Annotated in this window: 24 protein-coding genes; 8 read left to right on the forward strand and 16 right to left on the reverse strand. The window is 60.2% G+C overall.

The window, feature by feature from the left end; genetic code table 11:
- The first annotated feature begins 95 nt into the window (after window positions 1-95).
- Together PU724_RS32175 and PU724_RS32180 are read left to right on the forward strand one after the other, a co-directional pair.
- The gene (locus PU724_RS32175) at window positions 96-422 is read left to right on the forward strand and encodes a conjugal transfer protein TraD (protein ID WP_354421299.1); all 327 of its coding nucleotides are present in this window, start codon (window positions 96-98) and stop codon (window positions 420-422) included.
- A complete protein-coding gene (locus PU724_RS32180) occupies window positions 409-666 on the forward strand; it encodes a conjugal transfer protein TraD (protein ID WP_245494582.1) in 258 nt (85 codons plus the stop codon). Before PU724_RS32175 ends, PU724_RS32180 begins: the two co-directional genes overlap by 14 nt.
- Before the next feature lie 291 nt (window positions 667-957).
- Here PU724_RS32180 and eutC read toward each other — a convergent pair whose 3' ends face one another.
- The 10 genes from eutC to PU724_RS32230 all read right to left on the reverse strand — a co-directional run bounded on the left by eutC (window position 958) and on the right by PU724_RS32230 (window position 10,936).
- The gene (gene eutC, locus PU724_RS32185; RefSeq protein ID WP_127285103.1) at window positions 958-1,956 is read right to left on the reverse strand and encodes an ectoine utilization protein EutC; all 999 of its coding nucleotides are present in this window, start codon (window positions 1,954-1,956) and stop codon (window positions 958-960) included.
- A complete protein-coding gene (eutB, locus tag PU724_RS32190; RefSeq protein ID WP_127285113.1) occupies window positions 1,953-2,924 on the reverse strand; it encodes a hydroxyectoine utilization dehydratase EutB in 972 nt (323 codons plus the stop codon). Before eutB ends, eutC begins: the two co-directional genes overlap by 4 nt.
- A 95-nt stretch (window positions 2,925-3,019) precedes the next feature.
- Complete coding sequence (locus PU724_RS32195; RefSeq protein ID WP_354421297.1) at window positions 3,020-4,492, reverse strand: NAD-dependent succinate-semialdehyde dehydrogenase; 1,473 nt, start codon at window positions 4,490-4,492, stop codon at window positions 3,020-3,022.
- Between the two features lie 184 nt (window positions 4,493-4,676).
- Window positions 4,677-5,996, reverse strand: coding sequence for an NAD(P)/FAD-dependent oxidoreductase (locus PU724_RS32200; RefSeq protein WP_354421295.1), 1,320 nt, complete (start codon window positions 5,994-5,996; stop codon window positions 4,677-4,679).
- Window positions 5,997-6,041: 45 nt separating this feature from the next.
- Window positions 6,042-6,395 carry a cupin domain-containing protein gene (locus tag PU724_RS32205; protein ID WP_354421293.1) on the reverse strand — a complete coding sequence of 118 codons (354 nt, stop codon included), beginning with the start codon at window positions 6,393-6,395 and terminating at the stop codon, window positions 6,042-6,044.
- A 23-nt stretch (window positions 6,396-6,418) separates the two neighbouring features.
- Complete coding sequence (locus tag PU724_RS32210) at window positions 6,419-7,099, reverse strand: ABC transporter permease (RefSeq protein ID WP_354421291.1); 681 nt, start codon at window positions 7,097-7,099, stop codon at window positions 6,419-6,421.
- A gap of 1 nt (window position 7,100) precedes the next feature.
- On the reverse strand, window positions 7,101-7,790 hold the full coding sequence (locus tag PU724_RS32215; protein WP_189605895.1) for an ABC transporter permease subunit: 690 nt from the start codon (window positions 7,788-7,790) through the stop codon (window positions 7,101-7,103).
- Between the two features lie 79 nt (window positions 7,791-7,869).
- Window positions 7,870-8,688: a transporter substrate-binding domain-containing protein gene (locus PU724_RS32220; RefSeq protein ID WP_127285106.1), complete on the reverse strand. Its 819-nt coding sequence runs from the start codon at window positions 8,686-8,688 to the stop codon at window positions 7,870-7,872.
- A gap of 45 nt (window positions 8,689-8,733) precedes the next feature.
- Entirely contained in the window at window positions 8,734-9,534 is an 801-nt protein-coding gene (locus PU724_RS32225; protein WP_127285107.1) for an amino acid ABC transporter ATP-binding protein, read from the reverse strand.
- A gap of 1 nt (window position 9,535) precedes the next feature.
- On the reverse strand, window positions 9,536-10,936 hold the full coding sequence (locus PU724_RS32230) for an aminotransferase (protein ID WP_127285108.1): 1,401 nt from the start codon (window positions 10,934-10,936) through the stop codon (window positions 9,536-9,538).
- A gap of 1,018 nt (window positions 10,937-11,954) precedes the next feature.
- Here PU724_RS32230 and PU724_RS32235 point away from each other — a divergent pair.
- Window positions 11,955-12,431 (forward strand): Lrp/AsnC family transcriptional regulator, encoded by a 477-nt coding sequence (locus tag PU724_RS32235; RefSeq protein WP_127285109.1) that lies wholly within the window; start codon window positions 11,955-11,957, stop codon window positions 12,429-12,431.
- Window positions 12,432-12,688: 257 nt separating this feature from the next.
- On the opposite strand, the gene PU724_RS32240 is transcribed toward PU724_RS32235, so the two are convergent.
- The 3 genes from PU724_RS32240 to PU724_RS32250 form a co-directional block, all read right to left on the reverse strand.
- A complete protein-coding gene (locus PU724_RS32240; RefSeq protein ID WP_354421287.1) occupies window positions 12,689-14,143 on the reverse strand; it encodes an aldehyde dehydrogenase family protein in 1,455 nt (484 codons plus the stop codon).
- A 183-nt stretch (window positions 14,144-14,326) separates the two neighbouring features.
- Window positions 14,327-15,478, reverse strand: a complete 1,152-nt coding sequence (locus PU724_RS32245; protein WP_426213774.1) for an alanine racemase — start codon at window positions 15,476-15,478, stop codon at window positions 14,327-14,329.
- A gap of 39 nt (window positions 15,479-15,517) precedes the next feature.
- Window positions 15,518-16,384 (reverse strand): GNAT family N-acetyltransferase, encoded by an 867-nt coding sequence (locus PU724_RS32250; protein WP_127287119.1) that lies wholly within the window; start codon window positions 16,382-16,384, stop codon window positions 15,518-15,520.
- Here PU724_RS32250 and PU724_RS32255 point away from each other — a divergent pair.
- Window positions 16,316-17,536 carry an ornithine cyclodeaminase family protein gene (locus PU724_RS32255; RefSeq protein WP_354421283.1) on the forward strand — a complete coding sequence of 407 codons (1,221 nt, stop codon included), beginning with the start codon at window positions 16,316-16,318 and terminating at the stop codon, window positions 17,534-17,536. The genes PU724_RS32250 and PU724_RS32255 overlap by 69 nt on opposite strands.
- Before the next feature lie 39 nt (window positions 17,537-17,575).
- On the opposite strand, the gene PU724_RS32260 is transcribed toward PU724_RS32255, so the two are convergent.
- Complete coding sequence (locus PU724_RS32260; RefSeq protein ID WP_354421281.1) at window positions 17,576-18,454, reverse strand: LysR substrate-binding domain-containing protein; 879 nt, start codon at window positions 18,452-18,454, stop codon at window positions 17,576-17,578.
- 74 nt (window positions 18,455-18,528) lie between these two features.
- Here PU724_RS32260 and PU724_RS32265 point away from each other — a divergent pair, with 74 nt between their 5' ends.
- The 4 genes from PU724_RS32265 (at window position 18,529) to ltaE (ending at window position 22,767) form a co-directional block, all read left to right on the forward strand.
- Complete coding sequence (locus PU724_RS32265; protein ID WP_127286775.1) at window positions 18,529-19,596, forward strand: four-carbon acid sugar kinase family protein; 1,068 nt, start codon at window positions 18,529-18,531, stop codon at window positions 19,594-19,596.
- Window positions 19,593-20,603, forward strand: coding sequence for a 4-hydroxythreonine-4-phosphate dehydrogenase PdxA (gene pdxA, locus PU724_RS32270; RefSeq protein WP_127286774.1), 1,011 nt, complete (start codon window positions 19,593-19,595; stop codon window positions 20,601-20,603). Before PU724_RS32265 ends, pdxA begins: the two co-directional genes overlap by 4 nt.
- Complete coding sequence (locus PU724_RS32275; RefSeq protein ID WP_127286773.1) at window positions 20,603-21,658, forward strand: cupin domain-containing protein; 1,056 nt, start codon at window positions 20,603-20,605, stop codon at window positions 21,656-21,658. Before pdxA ends, PU724_RS32275 begins: the two co-directional genes overlap by 1 nt.
- 74 nt (window positions 21,659-21,732) lie before the next feature.
- The gene (ltaE, locus tag PU724_RS32280; protein ID WP_354421278.1) at window positions 21,733-22,767 is read left to right on the forward strand and encodes a low-specificity L-threonine aldolase; all 1,035 of its coding nucleotides are present in this window, start codon (window positions 21,733-21,735) and stop codon (window positions 22,765-22,767) included.
- A 325-nt stretch (window positions 22,768-23,092) separates the two neighbouring features.
- Here ltaE and tdh read toward each other — a convergent pair whose 3' ends face one another.
- Together tdh and PU724_RS32290 are read right to left on the reverse strand one after the other, a co-directional pair.
- Window positions 23,093-24,127, reverse strand: a complete 1,035-nt coding sequence (gene tdh, locus PU724_RS32285) for an L-threonine 3-dehydrogenase (protein WP_127310564.1) — start codon at window positions 24,125-24,127, stop codon at window positions 23,093-23,095.
- Window positions 24,128-24,171: 44 nt separating this feature from the next.
- Window positions 24,172-24,347, reverse strand: a 176-nt coding sequence (locus tag PU724_RS32290) for an aminotransferase class I/II-fold pyridoxal phosphate-dependent enzyme (RefSeq protein ID WP_426213775.1), incomplete at its 5' end; no start/stop codon positions are given.

Raw genomic sequence — 24,347 nt, forward strand, 5'->3', positions numbered from 1 at the left:
ATGGACCAGCCCGTCCCGGGCTGTCTCGGCAACCCTGAAGCCTTCCGGCGGACGCTTGCCTATCATCGCCGCATCAACAACCGATGGAGACAGCAATGCGCAAACCACGTGACTTCGACGCCGAACTGAAGGCATTGGAAGACAAAGCCAAGGAACTGAAAAACCGAAAGGTCCAGCAGCTTGGCGAACTGGTCATCGCCACCGGCGCCGATCAACTCAGCACCGACGAACTGGCCGGCGCGCTGGTCGCAATCGCCGAGATGAAGGACGCCGCAAAGCGTGAGGCATGGGCCAAGCGTGGGGTGGCGTTTTTCGACAGCGGATCGCGGCGAACTCATCCAACGTCTAAGCGCAACCTGCGCAGAGCTCCAGCGCAACCGGGCGGCCCACAAGCGTCGGCAAGCGGCGATGGCTCGCAATGACATGCGCACCTGGCAGGTCGAGCGCCGCAAGCGGACCAGGTACCTGATCGAACTCGGAGGTCTCGTCCTCAAGGCAGGCGTCGTCGAACTTACCAATGACGATCGCGCCATCATTTATGGGGCGATGCTCTGGATCGCCGCGAAGCTGCAGAGCGACGAAAGCGACCATGCGCGCGAGCTATGGGCCACGAAAGGTAGGCAGGCGTTCGATGCGGAAAGGCGTGAAGAGAAGAATAATCAGTAGCTTTGGCTGATCGATCCGGGCGGCGCGAAGCCTCAACAGCGGAGCCCCGCCCACGCTGCAACAGAACTGCTTGGGCTGTGGTCTAAGGGGTCAGATGTGCTCGTCGGAGCCGAAAGCGGACGACATTCTTCGGTCAGCATTTCTGAAGCACTCGTTCCGCTCACGCCCTCCAAGGTCGCCTTGACGATCTACAAGCAACTTAGACTTGAAGCGGACACTTGGCTGACGCTGCTCCAATGATAGCGGCGGGCGATTATCACTCAGTAGGAACACTCTATCAAGCCATACGCATCAGCGCTTGTTGGCTGTTCCTTCTGTGAGTTGACGGGATCGCGTGAATGCGAAGTTAGCGACGGCGGTATCCTGAATCCCCGTGCCGGTGAGATCCGCGATCGTAATCTGGTCGGCACCTGTCCGCCCCGATACCTCACCGGCAATAATCTGTCCGAGTTCGGCGAAAGGTTCATTTTCCTCAACAAAACCCGCCTTGATCGCGTGGTGCAATTCGCCGAGACGCCTCGTTTGTGCCAGACTGTCGGCCACATAGATGTCGGCGTCGGCGATCACCTGAGGCTCGATCTCATTTTTATGTTCAGCGTCCGAGCCCATTGCTGTGATGTGCTGACCAGGTTCAAGCCATCGCGATGAAAAAATAGGGCTATCAGCTGGCGTCGTCGTGACAATGACATCTGCGCCTGCGACAGCTTGCTCCTGGGTCGGGCAGGCGACCACTGGGATCTCCAACTCATCTGAGAGTTCGCGCGCTGCGAGGCGAGCCTTGGCTTCCTCACGCGCCCATATACGCGCCGAACGAATTGGGCGCACCAACATGAGAGCACGCAACTGAAGACGTGCCTGCTGACCCGCGCCGAAAATGGCCACGCTCGAAGCATCTTTGCGGGCGAGGTACTTGGCGGCGACCGCGCCGGCTGCGGCCGTGCGCAAATCCGTCAGGTAACCGTTATCCAGCAGCAGTGCCTGTACTATACCCGTCGTGCTGGACAACAAGACCATCAAGCCATTGGTGCTCGCCAAGCCAATCTCAGGATTGCCGAAAAAGCCGGGGCTGATTTTGATGGCGAAACCGTCCAGTCCTGGAATGTAGGCGGTCTTGACGTCCACTTCTCCGCGATGTTCGGAAATGTCGAGCCGCAGGATCGGCGGCATGACAACCTTGCCTGTAGCCAAGGTACGAAATGCCTCCTCCACGCAGCGGACGATGTCGAGGTCCAATCTCACCAGGCCCCTTAGCTGATGCTCGGTCAAGATTTGCGGTTTTGCGGTATTCATTCGTGACCCGTTTCGTCTGTGATGAGGCGGCGATGCAGTTGCATATCGATGTTGCGGCCCGATAGAACGGTTACAGTGGTCCCTCGTCTGTCAACCTTGTTTGCAATTAGCGCTGCGATCCCCACGGCCCCCGCTCCCTCGACAATCTCGCGTTCATGCAGGTAGGCATGTTGGACACCGGCTGCGATCTCGGCCTCGCTCAAAAGGATGACGTCGTCCAGAAGGTCTCTGCACATGGCAAACGTCAGCTGGTTGTTGAGACCAATGCCGCCGCCCAAAGAATCCGCGAGACTGTCGAATTCCTCCACTTGAATCGGGTGACCGGCATCCAAACTGGCTTTCATCGCGGCGCCTCGCGCCATCGTAATTCCAATCACGTGCGTTTTAGGCAACTTGGATTTGATCGCGCGTGCAACACCCGAGGCTAGGCCACCGCCAGAAAGCTGAATCAGTACGGTCGCGCAATCCGGGAGTGCTTCAACGATTTCCAGCCCCAATGTCCCTTGGCCGGCAATGACCGCTGGATGATCGAACGGCGGAATCGGATACAAACCCTGGCTCGCGACCAACCGCTCGACCTCATCCTGCGCGTCATCCTGTGAGCGTCCTACAATGTGGATATCGGCCCCAAGGCGGCGAATTTCCGCAATCTTGTTGTCCGGCACCAAGCTCGACATACATATGGTTGCCTTCACGCCACACGCTTTCGCTGCGAACGACAACGCCCTTCCGTGATTGCCTGTAGAAGCGGCAACGACGCCTCGCGCGCGTTCGGCGCAGGTCAACTGATGAAGCGCGTTAAACGCGCCTCGCAACTTGAAGCTCCCCGTGGTCTGATGATGTTCGAGCTTGAGGTGAACGGGCACACCACAGAGTTCCGATAGCGAGCGCGATGGAACGAGCGGGGTCGCAAGAATGTTGCCGCGAATCCGATCGCGAGCCCTTTCGATGTCTTGTAAATCAATCAATCTGCACCCCGCAGCTAACTCCCGTGCGATTTTATCCGAAGCAGACACTCGCCCATAGCCGAGGTCTGCCTCGAACACCCCTTGCCTTGACCTTCCTACCAGGTGACCGCGATATATTTGGTCTCACAGAACTCAAGTATCCCGTGGTGGGCGCCCTCGCGGCCGAGTCCGCTCTGCTTCGTTCCACCGAAAGGTGCTGCGGGGTCAGACACGATACCGCGATTGAGCCCGACCATGCCGCTGTCCATTTGCTCCGAGACGCGCATGCCGCGCGCCAGATCTCGGGTGTAGACATACGATATGAGTCCATATTCCGTGGCATTGGCCAGGTCGATAACTTCATCCTCGCTATCGAAAATAGTGAGTGCGGCGATCGGGCCGAAAATCTCCTCGGCCGAAATCCGTGAGGTCGGAGTGACGCCGGACAACACGGTTGGAGCGAAGAAGTTTCCTTTACCGTCGAGCGGTTCGCCCCCGACAAGCACCTTCGCGCCTCTCGCGGTTGCGTCAGTTACCAAACCTGCGAGCCGCTCGACCGCCTTCCGGTTGATCAACGGACCGCATTGCGATCCGGGATCATACCCGGCTCCGACCGTCAGCGACCTCATCCGCTCGACAAGCCGGACGGAAAATGCTTCGGCGATCCCGGACTGGACGTAGAAGCGGTTCGCTGCCGTACAGGCTTCCCCGCCGTTGCGCATTTTCGCCACCATTGCGCCCTCGATCGCCGCATCCAGGTCGGCATCGTCGAACACGATGAAGGGTGCATTTCCGCCGAGTTCCATAGAGCATGACACAACGGTTGCAGCTGCTTCGCGCAGGAGTGTTTTGCCGACCTCGGTGGAACCGGTGAAGGAGAGCTTACGCACGCGGGGATCGTTCAGCATGGCACGGACTACTTGCCCGGACTGGGACGTGGTGACCACGTTGACCACGCCGTCAGGCACTCCAGCCTGCTTGTAAAGGTCAGCCAATACGAGCGCGGTCAGCGGCGTCTCCGTGGCCGGCTTCAAGACGCATGTGCAGCCCGCCGCCAGCGCCGGTCCGATCTTGCGAGTGGCCATCGCAGCCGGAAAATTCCAGGGAGTGACGAGAACAGCAACTCCGATTGGCTGGTGTTGAACGATGATCTTGTTTGCGCCAGCCGGCGCCGTCGATATCTCGCCATTGAGACGAACTGCCTCTTCGGCAAACCAGCGAAAGAACTCCGCAGCGTAGGCCACCTCTCCCAGCGCATCGTTCAAGGTCTTGCCGTTTTCCAGACTGATCAGTTTGGCCAACATTTCCTTGTTTTCGATCATGAGCTCGAAGCAACGCCGCAGGATCTCTGAACGCTTGCGCGGAGCTGTGGCCGCCCAGCTCTTCGCGGCTCTGTGGGCACTCGCAATAGCCTCCATGGCGTCGTCGACGGTCGCATCCGCAACGGACACGATCACGTTTCCGTTCGATGGATCAATGACGTCTATGCTCTTCCCGTCAGAACCGGCTCTCCATTGACCGTCGATGAAAAGACCGGTGGGCAGTGAGGAGACACTTAGAGGCGTAGAAAGGTTTACAACAACGTTCATGGTCTTCAGCCTTTTCTCTTTGATCGGAAGAAAGGATCTGGCAGTTCCGCAAGATACACTTGTCATCCCGTTGGATTAGCGCCGATGGCTTTGCAAATCCGAACGTCCGGCCGGTGCTTCGCGAACACCCGCGGACACGGCACCCCGCGTCGTGTCACACAGGAAACAGCCATGCCATATCGCCTCACGCTTTCTTGCGGCGGCGCAGCGTCTTCCGGTCATTGTGCTCATACATCCAGTAGACGAGTGGAATGAACCATGGACGGCCGCGAAAGAACGGCACGGCCTTTGGAGCCTGATCGAAATCGAAGGCCGAACGCGGCTGCTCGGTGTCTTCAAGGATCTTGAGTGCTGCCTTCTTACCGAGCCACCGCGCCCACACGATTCCGGAACCGCAATAGCCAGTCGCGTAGATAGCGTTGCCGCGGGAAAATATGCGCGGGATCATGTCCCGGTGCATGGCGACATTCCCGAACCAGCTGTGCGTGATGCCCACATTCTTCAGTTCTGGAAAAAGTCTGGCGAGTTCCGTCCGCAGATTGAGGGTCGGCGTGGCCGGATCGCCCGCAGTTGTGCCGTCGCGCCCGCCAAACAATATACGCGACCCGTCGGGCACCGGGCGGTAGTAGTAGCTCAACTTGCGCATGTCGCCATACATCATGCCCGCGGGCATCAACCGATCCATTACCTCTTTGTCTAGCGGTTCGGTGGCAATGATTCGGCTGCGAACCGGCACCAAACGACGGCGTAGCCATGGATCGAACCCATCGGTGTATCCGTCCGTGCATACAAGGAGTTTCTTCGCCAGCACATCGCCGCGCTGGGTGGTGATCCGCACGCCTGCCCTATCACTTGCCCATTCCAGGACGGCGGTATTCTCATGAAGAATGGCATCGGTCTCGCGCGCGACTCGGATCATGCCGGCGAGCAACTTCGCAGGCTGAAGGCCGCCAATGTCCATGCGAACCATGCCACCAACATAGAGGTCGGTTCCGATATAGTTCCTCACGTCCGATCCCTGGACGGCGAACGTTTCGATGCCAAGGCTGTCGTGAAGAAAGCCCGCATGGCGCCGGAGCTCCTCTGTTTCTTCGGCGTTCATCGCACCTTCGAACAAGCCGGACAGCGTGAAGTCAGCCTTAATGCTCTCCGCCTTGAGAAACCGCCAAAGGTCCTGCCGCGCGGTCTGGCCTTCCAAGAGGATGCCGTTCGCTCTATCCAAACCGAAGCGACGGATCAGTTCCTTGCGGCTAGGCCTGATGCTGCCGCTTGCCATGCCACCGTTGCGGCTGGAAGCCGCTTGGCCGAGCGCCTGACGATCAAAAAGCTGGACATGCTTGCCGGCACGCGCCAATTCGATCGCAGCCGACAGACCCGTGTAACCGCCGCCGACGATAGCCACGTCGCAACTCTTATCCAACTTGCGGACCGGTAAAGGCGAAAAGGCGCAGTCCTCCCACCAATAAGGCGTCGATTTGATCGATGTGGAAAGCGTCTGTGTCATGAGCCGGTACTACTGTTGCGTTGCGAGGGAAAGCTGGACCGCCGACTAGTCGCGACTAACCCAGAGCTTGCGCGTGGTCTCGATGACCCTCCAGACACCAGTGAATCCGGGATGCATAACAAAGGCATCGCCGGCGGTAATGCGACGCGGCTCTTTGCCGTCCTCGGTCAGCTCTGAAACCCCCGACAGGATAACGCAGACCTCGAAAGTGTTGCCTTTGATGGAGCGATAGGTTCCCGGCGTAGCCTCCCAAACGCCGGACTGGACCACTCCGTCTGCCGTCTGTGCGATATCCCAACTAAGGAAGCGCGGATCGCCTTCGATCAGCCTGTCTGGAGCAGGCCTGCCTTCGCGGGGTTTGGGGAGATTATTCTGGTCGATGAAAGTGAGGTTGGACATGGTCTTTTCCTTTCAGGAGTCGTTCAAGTCGGGATGGACAAACGGCGTTCGAGAAGTTTCATCGCCGTCAGCGCAACCACGCTGATTACGAGGTAGAAGGCGGCGGACATGACAAAGATATCCATCACTGCGAACGTCTCGCTCATCAGGCGCTTGGCATAACCCGTGATTTCCAGGACCGTGATCGTAGAAGCCAGGCTCGATTCTTTGACAATGATGGCCACCTCGCTGCTGTAGGCCGGAAGTGCCTGTCGCAGCGCGAGCGGGAATTTTATGCGAAGGAAGATGTGCCATGATTTCATGCCGCAAGCTTCGGCGGCTTCGATCAGGCCCTTGGGAAGCGACTTGAAGGCCGTGCGAAATGTCTCTGCGGTGTAAGCGCCGGAGTTCAACACAACGGCGAGGATGGCTGCATGAAGCCCATCGCCGATCATCCACCACAGTACCGTGTTGTTGCGTATGAAACTTATCTGGGCCAAGCCGTAGTAGATCACGAAGATCTGCACCAGCATTGGCGTGCCACGAAATATCGCGCAATAGGCGTCGCAAAAACCGCGAAGTACCCGGTTTTTCGTTCCGCGCGCAAGGCCGACCAGGACTCCCAGCGGCAGACCTAGAACAATGCCGAAGACTGCGATGAGAAGCGTGATCTTGACGCCCTCGAGCAGAAAGGGAAACGCATACGCCATGATGCCCAAGTCCATGTCACATCCCTCCGAAGCCGCGATTGAGGACCCGTTCGATCCTCGAGAATGCGGTTTGGCTGGCGAGCGTCATGGCGAAGAACAAGGCCGCAGCGATGCAATAGAAAAACAGCGGCGATCGGGTGATCCCGGCGGCGATTGCAGCGGTCCGCATCAGCTCCTGCAGGCCAACGACCGAGATCAACGACGTATCCTTGATCGTCATCTGCCACACATTGTTTATGCCGCCCAGTGCAAGCCTCAGGGCGAGCGGAAAGGTGATGCGAAAGAACGTCACCATTCGCGGAAGCGCCAAGGACCGAGCGGCCTCCAGCATCCCGGCGGGCACGGCTTGGAGTGCGCCGCGGATGACCTCAATGGAGTAGGCACAGGATATCGCGGCAATCGCTATCACGCCGACGATCATCGGATAGGCATTCTCGGCAGCCTGCTCATAGCCGAACGTCCCGGCGACGGTTCTTACCCAGTCCAAGGAGCCGTAGAACAGCAGGTAGATCACCAACAGCCCAGGAATACCGCGGATCAAGATGCTGTAAGCATCCACCAACTGTGAGACGAGCACCACCTTCTGCCAGCGCAGGATGGCCAGTGGAGTCGCCACCACGAAACCGAGAAGCATGCCGAGCAGCCCGATCGCTATTGTCACTGCACTGCCGCGCAGGAGAGCCAGCGCCCAGCCATGCGCGACCATCAGAACCCAGAAATCCTCCATAGACTCCTCCCGTCCGCCTGCCTTGGTGTTGCCCAAGGCAGGCCCCTCCTATCGAAGATCACTTCTTGCAGGGGATGGTGTAATCGTCCTGGAACCACTGCATGGAAGCTTTCTTGACCGTGCCGTCGTTGATCATTTTGCAGAGAGCCACGTCGACCTTTGCCTTGAGATCGGTGTTGCCTTTGCGCATCCCAACACCCATGCCTCGGCCGAGGACTTCCGGATCGTCCGTGGAAATTACCTTGACGTCGATTTTCGCGAAGTTCGCGCCGTCCGGCGTTGCGAGGAAGTCGACCCAGGTTGGTGAATCGCCGAAAGCTACGTCGATGCGACCGCTGGCGAGGTCGGCCGTCAACTGGGTAACGGCGTCGTAAGTTTTCAGGTCGGCGCCCGTCATCCGCTTCTCTATGAACCTGGCGTAAGTAGTGCCTGTGGGGACACCGACACTCTTGTCGACGATCGCCTTCTTGATTTCATCAAGACTTTTCAGGGCGGCCAGCGGCGAGTCCTTCGCAACGACGAAGTAGAGAGGTGTCGTCGCATAAGGGATCGAATAGTCAATTTTCTTTTCTCGCTCAGCCGTAATGCCAAGACCTGAGATGATAACGTCAAATCGATCGCTGTCCATTGAAGGAACAAGCGAGCTGAATGTCTGGACGACGAACTTACATTGGACCTTCAGTTCGGCGCAGATCCCTTTGGCGATATCAGCGTCGAAGCCGGTGACGTTGCCATTCGGGTCGGCCATGCTGAACTTCGGCGCATCGCCTTCGGTGCCGATTCGCAGGACACCTTCCTCGGCGGAGGCCATGCTCGCCACCCCGACGACGAGCACGCCGGATGCGAATGCGGACCTAATAAGCTTGCTGATGTTCATTCTCAGTTCCCCTTGTTTGGTTCTTGATCTTCCCAGTGCCTGCCTTCAGGCATTGGCCGGCATCACGCTCGAAAGAAACCGCTTCACCGCTTCGCTCGCGGGGTTTCGAAACAGTTCTTCCGGCGTGTCATCCTGCTCGAGGCGGCCCTTTTGCAGGAATAACATTCGGTTCGACAGCTCCCTTGCGAACCGCATTTCGTGCGTCACAAGGAGGATTGTCGCACCTTCCTCTGCGAGTTTTCGTATGATCTTCAAGACCTCTCCGACCAGTTCCGGATCGAGTGCGGAGGTCGGTTCATCGCACAGCATCAGTTTCGGGCGCATCGCCAGGACGCGGGCGAAGGCGACGCGTTGCTGCTGGCCACCCGAAAGCTGCTGCGGGTAGCGGTCGCGGAAGGTTTCCATGCCGACCTTCGACAACGCCCACAGCGCGATTTCTTCTGCCTCCTTCCGCGACAACTTGAGGACGTAAACGAGCGCTTCGGTCACGTTGCCGAGAACGGTTCGATGCGGCCAAAGATTGAAATTTTGAAACACCATTCCGATGTGACGTCGAACGGTTCTGACTGCGGCCGCGTTGACAATTTTTGGCTTTCCCTGGGCGTCGGAGGTGACAGAGATGGCCTCTCCATTGAACTCGATCTGCCCGGAAGTCGGCGTCTCCAAGAAATTGGTGCAGCGAAGCGCGGTGCTTTTCCCGCAACCCGACGACCCGATGAGCGAGACGACCTCGCCCTGCCTTACGGTAAAGCTAACTCCGTCCAACACCTTTGTGGAGCCAAAGACCTTCACGAGATCTTTGACCTTCAGAACTTCGGTGGCGCGTGAGATCTTGCGATGCAGCATGCTAACCGGCCACCGCGCCTTGCTGATCCATGTTTACGAGCACGCTGTCCACAGCCGCCTTGGCAATACCGACCATCTCATCGATCTCCGCCTCCGTCATGACCAGCGGCGGCGCAAAGCCCAGGATGTCTCCATGCGGCATGGCGCGAGCAATGAGGCCTCGATCGCGGGCTGCCTGCGAAATGCGTGCACCGACCTTCAGGCCCGGATCGAAACTGGCCTTTGTTCCGCGGTCGGCGACGAACTCCAAGGCTGCCAGCATGCCAATGCCGCGAACCTCGCCGACGATAGGATTCTGTGCGAATTCCGCCTTCAACCGGGCAAGAAGATAATCGCCTTTCCGAGCCGACTGACCGGCAAGATCTTCACGTTCGACGATGTCGAGGACAGCGTTCGCCGCAGCAGCGCTGATGGGATGTCCGGAATAGGTATAGCCATGCGAGAAGGCGCCAACGCGAGCTGTCGCTTCCTCCATCACCTCGAAGACTTTCTGTGACACGATCGACGCCGAAAGCGGCGCATAGCCCGATGTCAGGCCCTTGGCGATGGTTACCAGGTCGGGCTCGATGCCATAGAGGTCCGATCCGAACATGGCGCCGGTGCGCCCAAAGCCGCAGATCACCTCGTCGGCGATCAACAGGACATCGTATTTGCGAAGCACAGCCTGAATCTTGGACCAGTAGCCGGACGGCGGCGGCGTGATGCCGCCGGTGCCCAGAACGGGTTCCGCGATGAAAGCGCCCACGGTGTCTGGGCCCTCGGCCAGGATCAGCGCCTCAAGTTCATCGGCGCGCCGCGCCGAAAAATCCTCTTCCGTTTCCCCGGGATGCGCACCGCGATAGAAGTGCGGGACGCCGGTGCGAAGAATGCCGGAAAATGGCAGGTCCATGTGGTCATGATAAAAGCCAAGTCCCGTCATCGACCCTGAGACGACAGAACAGCCGTGATAACCTCGTTCGCGGGCAATGATCTTCTTTTTCTGTGGCTTGCCACGCAAGTTGTTGTAGTACCATACGATCTTCGCCTGGGTCTCATTCGCGTCCGAGCCGGACAACCCGTAGAAGACTTTGGACATATTGCCCGGCGCCATCCTGACCAGCCGGTCCGAAAGCCGCGCCAGCGCTTCCGTCGTGTGCGCCGCATAGGAATGATAGTAGGCGAGCTTATAGGCTTGGCGCGCGATTGCCTCGGCCACTTCGGTGCGGCCATAGCCGATGTTGACGCAATAGAGGCCGGCAAAGCCGTCGATATATTCCCGGCCGCTAGCGTCTTGAATCCTGACGCCCCTGCCAGTCTCGACGATCGTCGGATGGATTCCCCCGGATGCATAGTCCTTGAGATAGGTGAAGGGATGGAGCACCGTCTTGCGGTCCATCTCCGCGATTTCAGCAACATTTGCCATTCGCCATTGTCCCTACGCAGCCAAGCCGCGTCTGCCGTGCCGCATGTCTTCCGACATATCGGCGCCGACTGTGTCGATGAGTGAAGGCTAATGGAACGAGCGCGCTGATTTTGCGATGAAACTGAAGGAATGATGCAGGATTCCTGCTTTGTTTTGGCAGGATGCAGAAATCACGCAGAAGGACGGTCACCCGGATTGGTCGCCTGAAGGGCGCCCGCAGACGCGCAACCATCACATAGCCCAAACCCTCGGCGAGATGATGGGCCTTCCGGCACTGCGTGCGAAGGCGCCACTCGTTGGACTAGGGGCGAGCGCGCCGAAATCGCCCCGGCAAAGCCGGAGACCATCTCCGGTCCGACCGCTATCGAGGTTGCGGGTCTCTGGAACGGAAGCGACTCCATGAACCGCTGACTTCGGACAGGCTCGGTTTGGTCAACCACGAGCGACATGCTCGTGGCTTGGGATTTTACCCGAACGTGAAAGAGCCATTCGAGCTGGCAGCGTCCACGGGCCCGTTGTGTAACTCGATCGACAGAGGGCGAGTGACCTTCGGTCGGTTTGCTCAAGAGGCGAACGAGACCGCAGTTCGTGCTGGTTTTGCGACCGGCAGATAGACCTCCTGCGCAATGAGCACGCATTGCGGCACATTCTGCCAGGCTGTTGGACTTATGCTTGATCAACAAGGCAGTTTGATGGGACCAGGCATGGATCGCTTAGGCCGAAGGCGCCGACTTCGAGTGCTAGGGCGCGCTTGTCGATTTCCAAATGGCGGTACTGCGAAGGATCTATTCGAAAACGTTTGCGACCCCGTAGCTCTCGGCCTTCCGGCTCCACCAGGTCATGCAGGATTTGGAGCCCGCTAGGGATATCGTTCTTCCCGCGCTGAGACTGGCGTCGGCAATTGGGTGTTGCCTCCAAGCGTTCAGGGCAACGCGATTCGCATCCTGAGGACGACCAATGTGCAGCTTTCTCGGGGTAACGTAATCGCGATCAACAATTCAAATGTGCGGGGATGCTTATGCGGCTTGATCAACTTGACGCGCGCCTGCTGAGAATGGTGCAGACATACAATCGCCACACGAGCGAGGAACTCGGCGATATGGTGGGCCTTTCCGCAACCGCGGTGCAAAGGCGTGTCAAGCGCTTGCGGGATGAGGGAGTGATCGAGGCCGACATCTCCGTCGTAAAGCCCAAAGCCGTCGGCCGTCCGATCGCAATGCTGGTATTGGTGTCTCTCGAACGTGAGCGGGTGGATATAGTCGACCGTTTTAAGCAGTCCATTCGACACACGCCGGAGGTCATGAATGGCTATTATATAACCGGCGATGCGGATTTCGTGCTGATCGTCACGGCGAAGAGCATGGAAGATTATGAGAGTTTCACCCGTAAGTTTTTTTATGAGAACCCTGATATCAAGGGGTTCAAGACGATGGTGATTATGGACCGGGTCAAGGTCGGCTTCTCTGTGCCGATCGACGCAGCCGATTTCTCATGACGCTGACGAAATGGGTTCAATTGCCTGAGGCGATTGGCCTGATGAGGACAAGCGGCGAGGTGGCCTCTGGCTATGGAAGCGTTCATCCTCTGTGGGAATGGCGTGCGTTAAGCAACGGGCTGCTGCTCCCATGGGAGATTGGTGATGCAATTTGCGTTGAATAGTGAGCAGGCCATTGGCTATAGAAGCAGAAGTGCCTCTGAAGCAGCCCAGTGCTACAAAAGTTGGCACGCCTCTGACCTTGGCGAAGATGAGGACTAGAAATAGCCGAGGATGGATTTCACCTCGAGGTACTCCAGCATGCCCTCGACGCCGTACTCGCGCCCGTTTCCGGACTGCTTGAAGCCGCCAAACGGTGCGTGGGGATCCCAGGCCGGGTAGTTGAGATGCACCTGACCGGCGCGGATCCGCGACGCGACGTCCTTGGCGCGGTTTATATCTCTGCCCTGTATATGCGCCCCGAGGCCATAGACGGTGTCGTTGGCGATGGTGACGGCCTCCTCCACCGTCTCGTATGGAATGATGCACAGGACTGGACCGAAGATTTCCTCCTGGGCAATACGCATGCCCGTGCGCACCTCGGAAAAAATCGTCGGCTTGACGTAGAGCCCGGCATTCAGGCCTTCTGGACGACCTTGTCCACCAGTGACGAGCTTCGCGCCTTCGGAAATGCCGACGCCGATCATGGTCTGGATTCTGTCGAACTGGGCTCGGTTGGCGATCGCACCATGGGTGGTGGTCTCCGCCAGAGGATCGCCAACGACGATCTCTTCCGCGGCGCGCTCGGCGATTGACTCAATGTCGGTCAACTGCGCGCGCGGCACTATCATGCGCGTTGGCGCACTGCACGACTGACCGAGATTGCGGAAGGCAGCGGCTATGCCGAGAGGGATGGCGCGATCGAGATCAGCATCCGGCAGGATCACGTTGGGCGACTTTCCGCCGAGCTCCTGCGCGACGCGCTTCACCGTTGGTGCTGCCGCCTGTGCCACCGCAATTCCTGCACGTGTAGAGCCGGTAATCGAGATCATGTCGACATTGGCATGTGACGCAAGAGCAGCCCCGACGCAAAGGCCGTCCCCATTGACGAGATTGAAGACACCAGCCGGGAAGCCGGCTTCCTCGATTGCCTCCGCGAACAGAAGGGCGCTCAATGGAGAGAGTTCGCTTGGCTTCAGCACGAGTGTGCAGCCCGCGGCGAGTGCCGGCGCGACCTTGGCGGTGATCTGGTAGAGCGGCCAATTCCAGGGCGTAATCAGCCCGCAGACACCGACCGGTTCGTGGGTGACGGCCGTGTGGCGGCGCTGCTCGACGAAGGTGAATGATGTCAGGACATCGCGGGCGGTCTTCACATGGGCAATGGCCAGCGGTACCTGCGCTGTGCGCGCATACCCGACCGAGGCCCCCATTTCCAGGGTGAGGCATTGTGCAAGCAGTTCGCTGCGCGTTTCGAGCAGCGCATGCAGGCGATCGAGCAAGCCCGCCCGGTACTCCGGCTTTGTTCGGCTCCAGGTAGCAAATGCCAATCGGGCGGCGGAAACGGCCGCTTCCACGTCCTTTCCGTTTCCGAGTGGAAACCTGGTGATGACCTTTTCCGTGGCCGGATTGATAATGTCGCTCGTAGCGGTACCACTCGGCTCGCGCCATTGGCCGCCAATGAAAAACCTATCGATGTGGCCGTTGCGGGACAGATGCTCGAGGGGTGCGGTCATGTCACTAGGTCTCTCATCCCGTATTAACACTGAGGGTCGGCTGGAACCGGAATAGCGGTCTTCAAGGAGTTGGGACGAGCCTTGATCGACCGGCTCAGGATCCAGCCCGCAGGAGCTGAGTTTCGTTTGCATCACAAGGCGTCAGTTCCATGGGTGCCATGCAAAGCGCGGAGATCGGAACTCCTACCAGCCGCGGATCCGCTCCCAGCGCGCATCAATCTTGCGACTCTCTCCATTAACGACGCTGTAGAAGTCATGCTGAGCGGCCATAGCGCATGCATGGTTGGGCAGGATGCGGATCCGACTCCCGATGGGGAGCTCGGGCATAGTCTTGCCCGACCCGCTGCGGATAGCGAGGATGCCGTGCTCCTGGCTCGCCTGACACACGATCAAGTCCTCGAAAACCCGCCCCGTCTCGTCGCAGACCACACCATAACCCTGGTCGAGCTGCTGGTTTGCCGTTCCCCGGTCGCGCGAAAGCGCCATCCACCCGGCATCGACCAGCACCCAGCCTTTCTCAGGTTTGGCGCCGATTACGGTGGCCAACACCGAGATCGCGATATCGTCGATGGCACAGACCCCGACCCCGTGCTGGACGAGGTCGAAAAACATGTAGACCCCGGCGCGCACCTCGGTAACGCCTTCCAGATTTTCCGCGAAGTGCGCTGTTGGCGTCGAGCCGAGGCTGACGATGGGGCAAGCATGACCGTGGGCACGCAGGACTTCGGCGGCGCGCACGGTGGCAAAACGTTCGTTCTGGGCTGCCCTCACCAGTGAATCGGGGGTGCTCAAACCGTATGACTCGCCCGCATGGGCCAAGACGCCGGCGACCTTGCCGCCCGCCCCGACGACCCTGTCGGCAACTTCGACCAGCTTTGGATCGTCCGGCTTCAATCCACCGCGATGGTCGTCGCAGTCCAGCTCGAGGAAGACGGACGGTGTCACGCCGGTGAGCGCGCGCACGTCTGCCAAGGCATCGGCCTGTTCCACGGTATCGAGGAGCAGCTTCAAATCGACGCCCGTGCGGCGACAAAGCTCCATAGCGCGGGTCGCCGAAGCCGGAGACAGGCCGACCGCATAGGTCATGTCGCGAAAGCCGTGGCCAGCAAAATATTCGGCCTCGGCGATGGTCGAGACCGTGATCGGGCCGGGTTCGCCGGGGAATATCTGTCGGGCGACATCGATGCTCTTGGCCGTCTTCATATGAGGGCGCAGTACCACGCCGAGGTTTCTAGAGTGCTCGGCGAGACGCAAAATGTTGCGCTCCAGCCGTGCTCGATCCAGAAGCAACGATGGGGTAGCGAGGGCATGAATTGTTTTGCTTTCTTCACGCATACTTAGAGTTGGCTGCATCGCTCCGAGTCCTCATTTAGGTTAACCGAACGACTGGTTCGCCAGGGCGAACATACGGGCCGGGCCTGCCGAGACGGGTCGCTGCCCCTTGACCATGGCGGTCGCTTGACCGACTTGCTCGAGCCCCAAGCTTCCCAGCCAATCCCCCCAGCCGTGTTCGGCATGGATGTCGATGCGCACGAACTGCCCTTTGAGCCCCGAAAGCTGGGCCAGGATCAGGCGCTGCGCGTCGTGGACGCTTTCGGCTGCAACAGGGCCGATGACGTAGCCGCGCCCGAATCGCCTGGCAATGGCGTAGCCTGCAATCCGCCCTCCGTGGTCGATCACCGCCACGTCGCCGACATCGGCAAGAGCAGCCACCATCGCCCGACGGGGCATGCCAAACGCCCGCTCGTCGAAAGCTTGGATCGCCACGAGGTCGGAAAGAGCCGCCGGGCGAATGTCGCCGCGATCACCCGGAACCACCGCGACGTCCAATGGGCCTTGGTGCTGGAACACGGTGCCCCAGGCGGCAAAGCCGCGCCGCTTATAGAGCGTGAGCCCCTCGTCCGTCGAATTGAGCAACAGGTTCCGTCCGCCCGTCGCTGCAAGCAGGCCATCAAAGAGCTGCGAGCCGAAGCCGCCGCCTTGCGCGGATGCAGTGACGATGATCATGCCGGCACTGGCGTAGGCTTCTCCGTAGTTCCACCACATGGCCGTACCGATCACGGCGCTGTTATGCATCAGGACTAGCCCTTGGCCGACAGCAGCGGCAAACTCCCAATCCTCGGAGCGATAGGGCCAGCCCATCTCCTGCGACAGCTTCAGCGCGCCCGGCACATGCCGGACTTCGAATTTCGTCAGATCGAAAGGCCCGCTAGGGGTTTTTCTTGCGTATTCGAGGGTCATAGCGAACTGCGGTCTTTTCGTCCTGGGTCGATTGAAACTGAACCTAGAGTCGCCTCGGACGGGCGGACTTCCCTGCTGTTTTGCCCTTTCAATTCGGCGGAAACATTTGTTCCAAGCCGCCCTTCGGCATGTCGGATCGCGCATGTCGAGCGAGAAATTGTCCGCCGCCTTGCGCCTCCGGCATGGCTGGAGCGACAAACCTCACGAGGCATTTGGATGATCTATATTAGCGAAGAGGAGTCGGCCGCCCTTGTTACGCACGACCTTGCTTTCGAGGCTGCACAGGCCGCCCTTGTGGCGGCAACATCGCCGCAAGGGAGGGTCTTTCCCGCTATTCTCGGACGAGCGCGGGAGGTGTCAAATACTTTCTCGATCAAGGCCGGCTCGTCAGATGACCTGACTGGAGTAAAGATCGGCTCCTTTTGGTCGGGCAACCCGGCAAGAGGCCTTCCCCGCCACAACTCCACCATCGTGCTGCTCGATCAGCAGACAGGCCGGCTCGGCGCCGTGATCGAGGCGGGAAAGGTCAACGCCTACAGGACGGCGGCTGCCGACGCAGTTGCGGCCGACCTTCTCGCGAGGAGAAATGCCAAGGTTCTAACGATATTCGGCGCCGGCAATCAGGCAAGCTTCGAAGTGACGGCCTTGGCGCGCATCCGTCCAATCGAAACTGTGCTGGTCGTGGCCAGGCCTTCGCCGCGACGCGATGCCTTTGTCAACCGTATCGGCGAACTGGGCCTGGCGGCGCACGCCGTATCGGTCGAGGAGGCGGTGCGCGCGGCCGACATCGTGGTGACGGCGACTCCCTCACGCGAACCGCTGTTCGATGCCGCCTGGGTGAAGCCCGGAACCCATGTTGTTAGCATGGGCTCGGACGCAGCGGGCAAGCATGAATTGCCGAGCGACCTGTTGTCGAAGGCAAGCCTGTTCTGCGACTTGCTTTCGCAGTCCGTCCAGATCGGCGAGTTCCAACACCTCCGCGACGCGATCGACGCCGGCCTGCTTGCCGTAACACCAATCGGCGACGTCATTGAAAAGCGAGCGCCCGGACGTCGCTTCGAAGACGAAATCACGGTCTTCGACAGTTCCGGTATCTCCCTGCAGGATCTCTACATGGCCGGCGCGCTGATCCGCGCAAAGCTCCGCCGATGATCTAGACTGGAGCTTTGACGAAATCTACTTCATACGTGCTCAGCCAAACGAAATCTTGCATTGTGCTTTCAGCCATCGAGCAAGATCGTGAACTTTCCCAGACAGTTCGGTTTCTCCCATCCATATGAGCCCATAGTGGCTTCCGTCGGGATCGAAACCGGCCGGTGCGATGAGCCGCTCTCTATCTATGTCGTCGGTTGCAAGGACCATGGGACTGAGCGCAACGCCCAACCCCGCCGCTGCGGCTTCAACGATCAGGAAGTGATGGTCGTAAAAGCGGATTTCCGTGGGGCGCGGCACCGAGGAGTGGATAGATAACCAATGCGACCAGGCGTCCGGCCGGGTCTTGGAACCCAAGGCGACATATTCCCCCGATGCAAACGCCGGCGCGAGCTGAGGGCCCATGACTGGCCCCACCTTCTCAGGAAAGAGGCGCTGGACATGCCAGGCGTCGGGCAGCCCGAAGTCGAGCCGGCGGATGGCTAGATCTATCCGGTCGCGACGAAACTCGACAGGACCGCCACCCACTGACAGGTGTAAGGCGATCTCGGGATGCGCACTGTGGAAGTTTGGCAGTCGCGGAATGAGCCAACGCATCGCGACCGAGGGTTCGCATGAGAGAACCAGGGCGTTTTGCTCAACGTTGGCAGCCCGCAAGCCTTCGACCGTTGTCGCCAATTCCGTGAAGAAGCGGCCAAGGGTAAGATTGAGCGTCTCCCCGGCCGCCGTGAGGCGCAAACCCCGGCCACTTTTCTCAAAGAGTTTGAATCCAAGGTCTTCGGACAGCTTGGTAATCCGACGGCTGACGGCGCCATGGGTCAAGGCGAGACTGTCTGCGGCCAGCCGGACGGAGCCGAGACGAGCCGTCGTCTCGAACGCTCGCAGATCATCCAGTGAGGGTATTTCGGACCGCTTCATCGGTGAGTTTCTATCACCGATTCGACATAGAAACTATCGCTTTTCAAGAGGCGTAGGATCGGCATGATTGATCCATGCGAACCAATAGCCAATATACGATCGGTATCCTCGCCGACGACCTGACCAGCGCCGCGGATGGCGCCGGACCGTTCGTCGAGCGAGGTTTGCAAGCTGTAGTCGGCCGAGCCTGCCTGCCGGCGGAGGAGGCAACGATCCTCGCCGTCGACAGCGGATCGCGATCTGCTACCGCCTCGCAGGCTGCGGTACTCGCGGCGGAGCTTGCCGTGCAGCTCGCTTCGCGCGATGTCCTCTACAAGACCGTGGACTCCACTCTGCGGGGCCATGTGGCGGCTGAACTGGAGGCCGCTTTCAAGGCAAGCGGTCGCAAGATGCTTGTCTTTGCTCCGGCGTTCCCCGCGGCAGGTCGCACGACCGTGGGCGGCGTTCAGCTCGTTGATGGCGTTCCGGTAGCGGAGACCGCCTATGGTCGCGACCCCGTTCATCCGGCGCGGCAGTCACGGCTGGTCGACTTTGTTCCGGCCTCCGTCAGCAACGCCGTCATTCTCGATGCCACGACGCAGGATGATCTCGACGCACAGATTGCCGCCCTGCCGGATCCGGAAGCTATCCTTTGGGTGGGTTCCCCGGGCATGGCGTCGGCCCTGGCGAAGCGCCTTGCGCCGGTTGCGGCTGCATCGAATGCGACCGTGGCGGCCTGTGGCGACATTCTCGTCGCGATCGGCAGCGCCAACCCCCTCAGCCATCGTCAGGCCGATCAGATCGCGGCGGACGCTCGGGTTACCTTGCTTCGGGCTCCGGCCCAGCGCGCAGATGATCCCATGTCCGTCTTGCACGACATCGCTCGGGAAGCGACTAGACGACTGCTCGACAAGCGCTTCGATGTCGTGATCGCCACCGGCGGGGATACCATGGAAGCGATACTCGACCTCCTGGAGATCCGGGGCTTCGAGGTCCTGCGGGAGCTCGAGCCAGGCCTTCCGCTGGGCCGCGCCTTCCTCAGGGATGGGCGCGAGTTTCTTATCGGCATGAAGGCAGGCGGCTTCGGTGACGACGACACGCTGCGCCGCGCAATCGCCCAACTCCGCCAGAATGCGTTAGAACCAGAACAGGCATTGTCATGACGCAAGCCGCTCCCCTTGCCATCACGATGGGCGACGCCTCCGGCATCGGCCCGGAGATCGTGTCGAAGACATTGGCCAACGGCAGTGAGCGCGCGGTCGTTTTCGGCAGCTACCTCGTGATGGAGGAAGTCGTCCATCGCCTGGGTCTCAACCTAGCGGTCAAGCGCATCGCGGGAGCTGAAGAGGCGCGCTTCGCGCCGCGGTCCATCGAGATCGTCGAAGCGACCGAAATCTTGGCGCTCCCTCCGCTTGGGATCGTCAACGCTACTTCCGGCCAAGCTTCCTTCGACGCAATCACATCCGCCATAACGGCCGCCAAGGCCGGCAGCGTGAGCGGTATCGTTACCGCCCCTATCAACAAGGAAGCGATGGGATGCGCGGGCATTCGCTATCCAGGACACACCGAGATTCTGGCGGAGTATGGCGGCGCAAAGCGAGTCGCCATGATGCTGGCCAATGACGATATCCGCACGGTTCTGGTCACCATCCACACATCGCTTCGCAAGGCCATCGACCAGGCCGATTTCGACGCACAGATGTCGGCGATCCGGTTGGCGCATGACGGCGGCAAGGCCCTCGGGATCGCGGCACCGCGAGTTGCAGTCGCAGGGCTCAATCCACACGCCGGTGAAGGTGGTCTCTTCGGTGACGAAGAAATCCGGATCATACGGCCTGCGATTGAGGCGGCGCGCGCCGAGGGCATTGATGCCAGCGGACCCTGGCCTGGCGACACGGTATACATGCAGGCCCGCAAGGGTCGCTTCGATGTGGTCGTAGCCCAATATCACGACCAGGGGCTGATCCCGGTGAAATATCTTGGCCTCGAAAAGGGCGTCAACATCACGCTGGGACTGCCGTTCGTCCGCACTAGCCCCGACCACGGAACGGCGTTCGATATCGCAGGTCAAGGCATAGCCGATCCCACGAGTCTGAAAACTGCGATCGCTTATGCACGGCGGCTCGTGGCTGCGCAAACCGAGACCAAAGAACATGAAAGGCTAATCTGATGGGCCTCCGCTTCATCTTCATGCTCACGCGCAACGACCGCACCGTCGAGGACGCGTCGAAACAACTTCAGACCGCTTTGAGGCTCGGCGTACGCCATATCGGCTTCAAAGATATCGGCCTGCCGACCGACCAGCTGATGGCCCTCAACGTCGCCATCAAGGCGGGCGGCGCGACCTCCTATCTCGAGGTTGTGTCGCTCGACCGGGACAGTGAGATCGTTTCGGCACGCGCCGCGACTGAGATTGGCGTGGATGTGTTGCTGGGCGGTACACGCGTCGATGACGTCCTGCCGGTGATCGCCGGCACAGACATCCAGTATTGCCCCTTCCCGGGCCGTATCATGGGCCATCCCAGCGTTCTGGAGGGGAGCATCGAGGAGATCGTCGAAAGTGCCAAGGCGCTTGCGGGGCGGGAGGGCGTGCATGGCCTTGACCTGCTGGCTTACCGGTCCAAGGAAGACGTTCCAACTCTTATGAGGGCGGTCTGCGCCGCCGTGTCCAAGCCCGTCTATATCGCCGGCTCCATCGACACGCCCGAGCAGATCGCCGTGGTGAAGGCGGTTGGCGCTGCCGGCTTCACGATCGGCACCGCCGCGCTCGATGGCAAATATCCAGCGCAGGAGGACGGCGTGCCGGGTCAGCTCGCCGCGATCATTCGCGACGTCGCCGCGCTCAACAATCATATTTCACCATTCCACAAGAGAAACCTGACGAACGCGTTCCAGCGCTTCTCCGACACCCGGACGCCGAAGATCGCGGGCCAGGTCAACGGTATGCAGATCAAGCTCGCCAAATTCGAGGGCGAACTTTCCTGGCGTTTCCACAAGACGGAGGACGAGCTCTTATTCGTGCACAAGGGGCGTCTTCTCATGAAGTTTCGTGACCGCGACGAGATTGTCGAGGCGGGCGAATTCATCATCGTGCCGCATGGCGTCGAGCATTGCCCAGTCGCACTGGACGACACCTGCGATGTGATGCTGCTCGAGCCGGGCACCACGCCGAACACCGGCACGGCAGCCGATGCGCGAAGGATTGCTGAACGCGGCCAGGTTTGAGGAGCGTGCGCGAACTAGTAAACTGGCACCGAAATTCGGTGGCACAGTAATTCACTCCGACAGGTTCTCAATTCATGCAATCCAATGCTATCCGCCTCGATTTCCGCTCTGATACGGTCACCCGCCCCACCGCGCAAATGCGTGCGGCGATAGCGGCCGCCGACGTGGGCGACGATGTCTTGGGCGATGATTTCACAGTCCAGGCGCTCGAGGCGCGCGTTGCCGCGATATTCGGCAAAGATGCGGGACTGCTGCTGCCGACCGGCACCATGGCCAATCTCGCTGCGATCATGAGTCATTGCCAGCGCGGCGAGGAGTATCTATGCGCGAGCGGAGCGCATACCTATCTGTGGGAAGCCGGGGGCGCTGCCGTGCTGGGCTCGGTCCAGCCGCAGCCTTTGCCGGTCCGGGCCGACGGCACGATCCCCATCGAGGATCTACACGCCGCGGTTAAGGACGACGATCCGCATTTTGCAGTCACGCGTCTGGTCACCATAGAGAACACGTTCGCCGGGCGGGTTTTGCCGCGAGAACATCTGGCCGAGGTCGTCGAATTTGCGCGGGAGCGGAAGCTCGCGACCCATCTTGACGGTGCGCGGCTGTTCAACGCGGCTGCGGCGCTCGGCGTTGATGTCGGGTACCTGGCAGAGGGCTTCGATAGCGTGTCGCTGTGCCTTTCAAAAGGGCTCGGGGCGCCGCTCGGATCAGTGCTGGTCGGCGATGCCCCATTGATCGCCCGTGCGCGCCGGTGGCGCAAGATGCTCGGCGGCGGCATGCGACAGGCCGGAATAATAGCAGCGGCGGGGCTGTACGCGCTCGACCATCACGTCGACCGTCTGATCGAGGACCACGCCAACGCCCGGGCGCTCGCGGACGGCTTCATGGGAATTGAAGAACTGACGGTGACACCGCCGCAGTCCAACGTGGTGTTTGTAGATCTCGCGCCCGAGTTGGCGACCCGGCTATCACAGGCGCTACGTGAACTTGGCATCGCGGCGAGTTTCTGGCCGGGTGGACGAATGCGCTGGGTCACCCATCTCGACGTCGATCGTGTCGCCGTTGCCGAGGCAATCGCAGCGGTGCGCAAGGTCGCTGAGAGTCGGAGATGAAAAGGGCCCCAAAGTCGCACGATGGCGCCAAGCCACGCGGGCGTGAAGTCGAATCCTTGCGGCGAGTTGTGCTCCGAGCCTCTGCACGAGCTCAAGACTTCAAGCCCACAACGACGACTATTTAAGGTTTCATTTCCTGCGTGCCCTGTCCGCGCCGGAGTCCCTCACGAGGCTACCCGGCTGTCAGCGCGGGCTGGATCAAGTTTTTGGCTTCGACAACCTGAGCAGCGTCATCTTCGCCCCCAGCAGGGGTAAATCGCTCTGCTCTTCAGGACACTCAGCCCACCGATAGCGAGCCCTTGCCTCTTGATATCAAGCGCTGCCCTCACCAATCCATCACCACCTTACCCGAATTGCCGCTCCGCATCGCATCGAACCCGACCTGAAAATCGTCGATCCCAATGCGATGCGTGATCAGCCCCGAGACATCCAGCGGCCCCTGCACCAGGGCGATCATCTTGTACCAGGTCTCGAACATCTCGCGGCCGTAGATGCCTTTGAGGTGCAGCATCTTGAAGATGACCTTGTTCCAGTCGATCTCGAAGCCGGTCGGCGCGATGCCCAAAATGGCGATCTTGCCGCCATTGTTCATGGTATCGATCATGTCGCGGAAGGCGGGGGCCGCGCCCGACATCTCCAGGCCGACGTCAAAGCCCTCGGTCATGCCGAGCTTCGGCATGACGTCGCGCAGCTTTTCCTTCGAGGCATCGACGACGTGCTGGACGCCGAGCTTGCGTGCCAGGTCCAGCCGGACCGGATTGATGTCGGTGATGACGACCTTTCGCGCGCCGACGCATTGCGCCACCAGCGCGCCCATGATGCCGATCGGCCCGGCGCCGGTGACCAGCACGTCCTCGCCGACCAGATCGAAGGACAATGCGGTGTGAACCGCATTGCCCAGCGGATCGAAGATCGCCGCGATCTCGTCCGGCACGTCGTCGGGGATCGGCACGACATTGTGCTGCGGGATCGCCACGTACTCGCCGAAGGCGCCGGGGCGATTGACGCCGACGCCGAGCGTGTTGCGGCAGAGATGCCCCCTGCCCGCGCGGCAGTTGCGGCAATGGCCGCAGACGATGTGGCCCTCGCCGGACACGCGCTGGCCGAGCTTGTATTCGGTGACCGCGGCGCCGAAGTCGGCGACGGTGCCGACGAATTCATGGCCGGTCACCATCGGCACCGGTACGGTCTTTTGTGCCCACTGGTCCCAATTGTAGATGTGAACGTCGGTGCCGCAGATCGCGCTTTTCCTGACCTTGATCAGCACGTCGTTGGGGCCAATCTCCGGCACCGGCACCTCTTCCATCCAGATGCCGGGCTCGGCCTTGGCCTTCACCAGCGCCTTCATCATGTTGGACATTCTTTTGTTCCTTGATTTCTTTGATCCGGAATCGTTTTCGGCGCTCAGGAAATCACGCCGAGCTCGCGTCCCACGGCGCCAAATGCCTCAACTGCCCTGTCGATATCGGCGCTGGAATGCGCCGCCGACATCTGGGTGCGGATACGGGCTTGGCCCTTCGGCACCACCGGGAAGGAAAAGCCGATGACATAGATGCCGCGCTTCAGCATGCGTGCCGCCA

Origin of the sequence: Mesorhizobium abyssinicae (assembly GCF_049887195.1) — a bacterium.
GTDB classification, from domain to species: Bacteria; Pseudomonadota; Alphaproteobacteria; order Rhizobiales; family Rhizobiaceae; genus Mesorhizobium; species Mesorhizobium abyssinicae.

Coding starts and splice junctions, on each gene's coding strand:
- PU724_RS32230 (WP_127285108.1), bottom strand. CDS start 10,936: ATGGCAAATGTTGCTGAAATCGCGGAGATGGACCGCAAGACGGTGCTC.
- PU724_RS32200 (WP_354421295.1), bottom strand. CDS start 5,996: ATGACACAGACGCTTTCCACATCGATCAAATCGACGCCTTATTGGTGG.
- PU724_RS32255 (WP_354421283.1), top strand. CDS start 16,316: ATGCCGGACTTCGAATTTCGTCAGATCGAAAGGCCCGCTAGGGGTTTT.
- PU724_RS32240 (WP_354421287.1), bottom strand. CDS start 14,143: ATGACCGCACCCCTCGAGCATCTGTCCCGCAACGGCCACATCGATAGG.
- PU724_RS32210 (WP_354421291.1), bottom strand. CDS start 7,099: ATGGACTTGGGCATCATGGCGTATGCGTTTCCCTTTCTGCTCGAGGGC.
- pdxA (WP_127286774.1), top strand. CDS start 19,593: ATGACGCAAGCCGCTCCCCTTGCCATCACGATGGGCGACGCCTCCGGC.
- PU724_RS32260 (WP_354421281.1), bottom strand. CDS start 18,454: ATGAAGCGGTCCGAAATACCCTCACTGGATGATCTGCGAGCGTTCGAG.
- PU724_RS32275 (WP_127286773.1), top strand. CDS start 20,603: ATGGGCCTCCGCTTCATCTTCATGCTCACGCGCAACGACCGCACCGTC.
- PU724_RS32195 (WP_354421297.1), bottom strand. CDS start 4,492: ATGAACGTTGTTGTAAACCTTTCTACGCCTCTAAGTGTCTCCTCACTG.
- PU724_RS32225 (WP_127285107.1), bottom strand. CDS start 9,534: ATGCTGCATCGCAAGATCTCACGCGCCACCGAAGTTCTGAAGGTCAAA.
- PU724_RS32215 (WP_189605895.1), bottom strand. CDS start 7,790: ATGGTCGCGCATGGCTGGGCGCTGGCTCTCCTGCGCGGCAGTGCAGTG.
- ltaE (WP_354421278.1), top strand. CDS start 21,733: ATGCAATCCAATGCTATCCGCCTCGATTTCCGCTCTGATACGGTCACC.
- PU724_RS32220 (WP_127285106.1), bottom strand. CDS start 8,688: ATGAACATCAGCAAGCTTATTAGGTCCGCATTCGCATCCGGCGTGCTC.
- PU724_RS32175 (WP_354421299.1), top strand. CDS start 96: ATGCGCAAACCACGTGACTTCGACGCCGAACTGAAGGCATTGGAAGAC.
- PU724_RS32235 (WP_127285109.1), top strand. CDS start 11,955: ATGCGGCTTGATCAACTTGACGCGCGCCTGCTGAGAATGGTGCAGACA.
- PU724_RS32265 (WP_127286775.1), top strand. CDS start 18,529: ATGCGAACCAATAGCCAATATACGATCGGTATCCTCGCCGACGACCTG.
- tdh (WP_127310564.1), bottom strand. CDS start 24,127: ATGTCCAACATGATGAAGGCGCTGGTGAAGGCCAAGGCCGAGCCCGGC.
- PU724_RS32205 (WP_354421293.1), bottom strand. CDS start 6,395: ATGTCCAACCTCACTTTCATCGACCAGAATAATCTCCCCAAACCCCGC.
- PU724_RS32245 (WP_426213774.1), bottom strand. CDS start 15,478: ATGCGTGAAGAAAGCAAAACAATTCATGCCCTCGCTACCCCATCGTTG.
- eutC (WP_127285103.1), bottom strand. CDS start 1,956: ATGAATACCGCAAAACCGCAAATCTTGACCGAGCATCAGCTAAGGGGC.
- PU724_RS32250 (WP_127287119.1), bottom strand. CDS start 16,384: ATGACCCTCGAATACGCAAGAAAAACCCCTAGCGGGCCTTTCGATCTG.
- PU724_RS32180 (WP_245494582.1), top strand. CDS start 409: ATGGCTCGCAATGACATGCGCACCTGGCAGGTCGAGCGCCGCAAGCGG.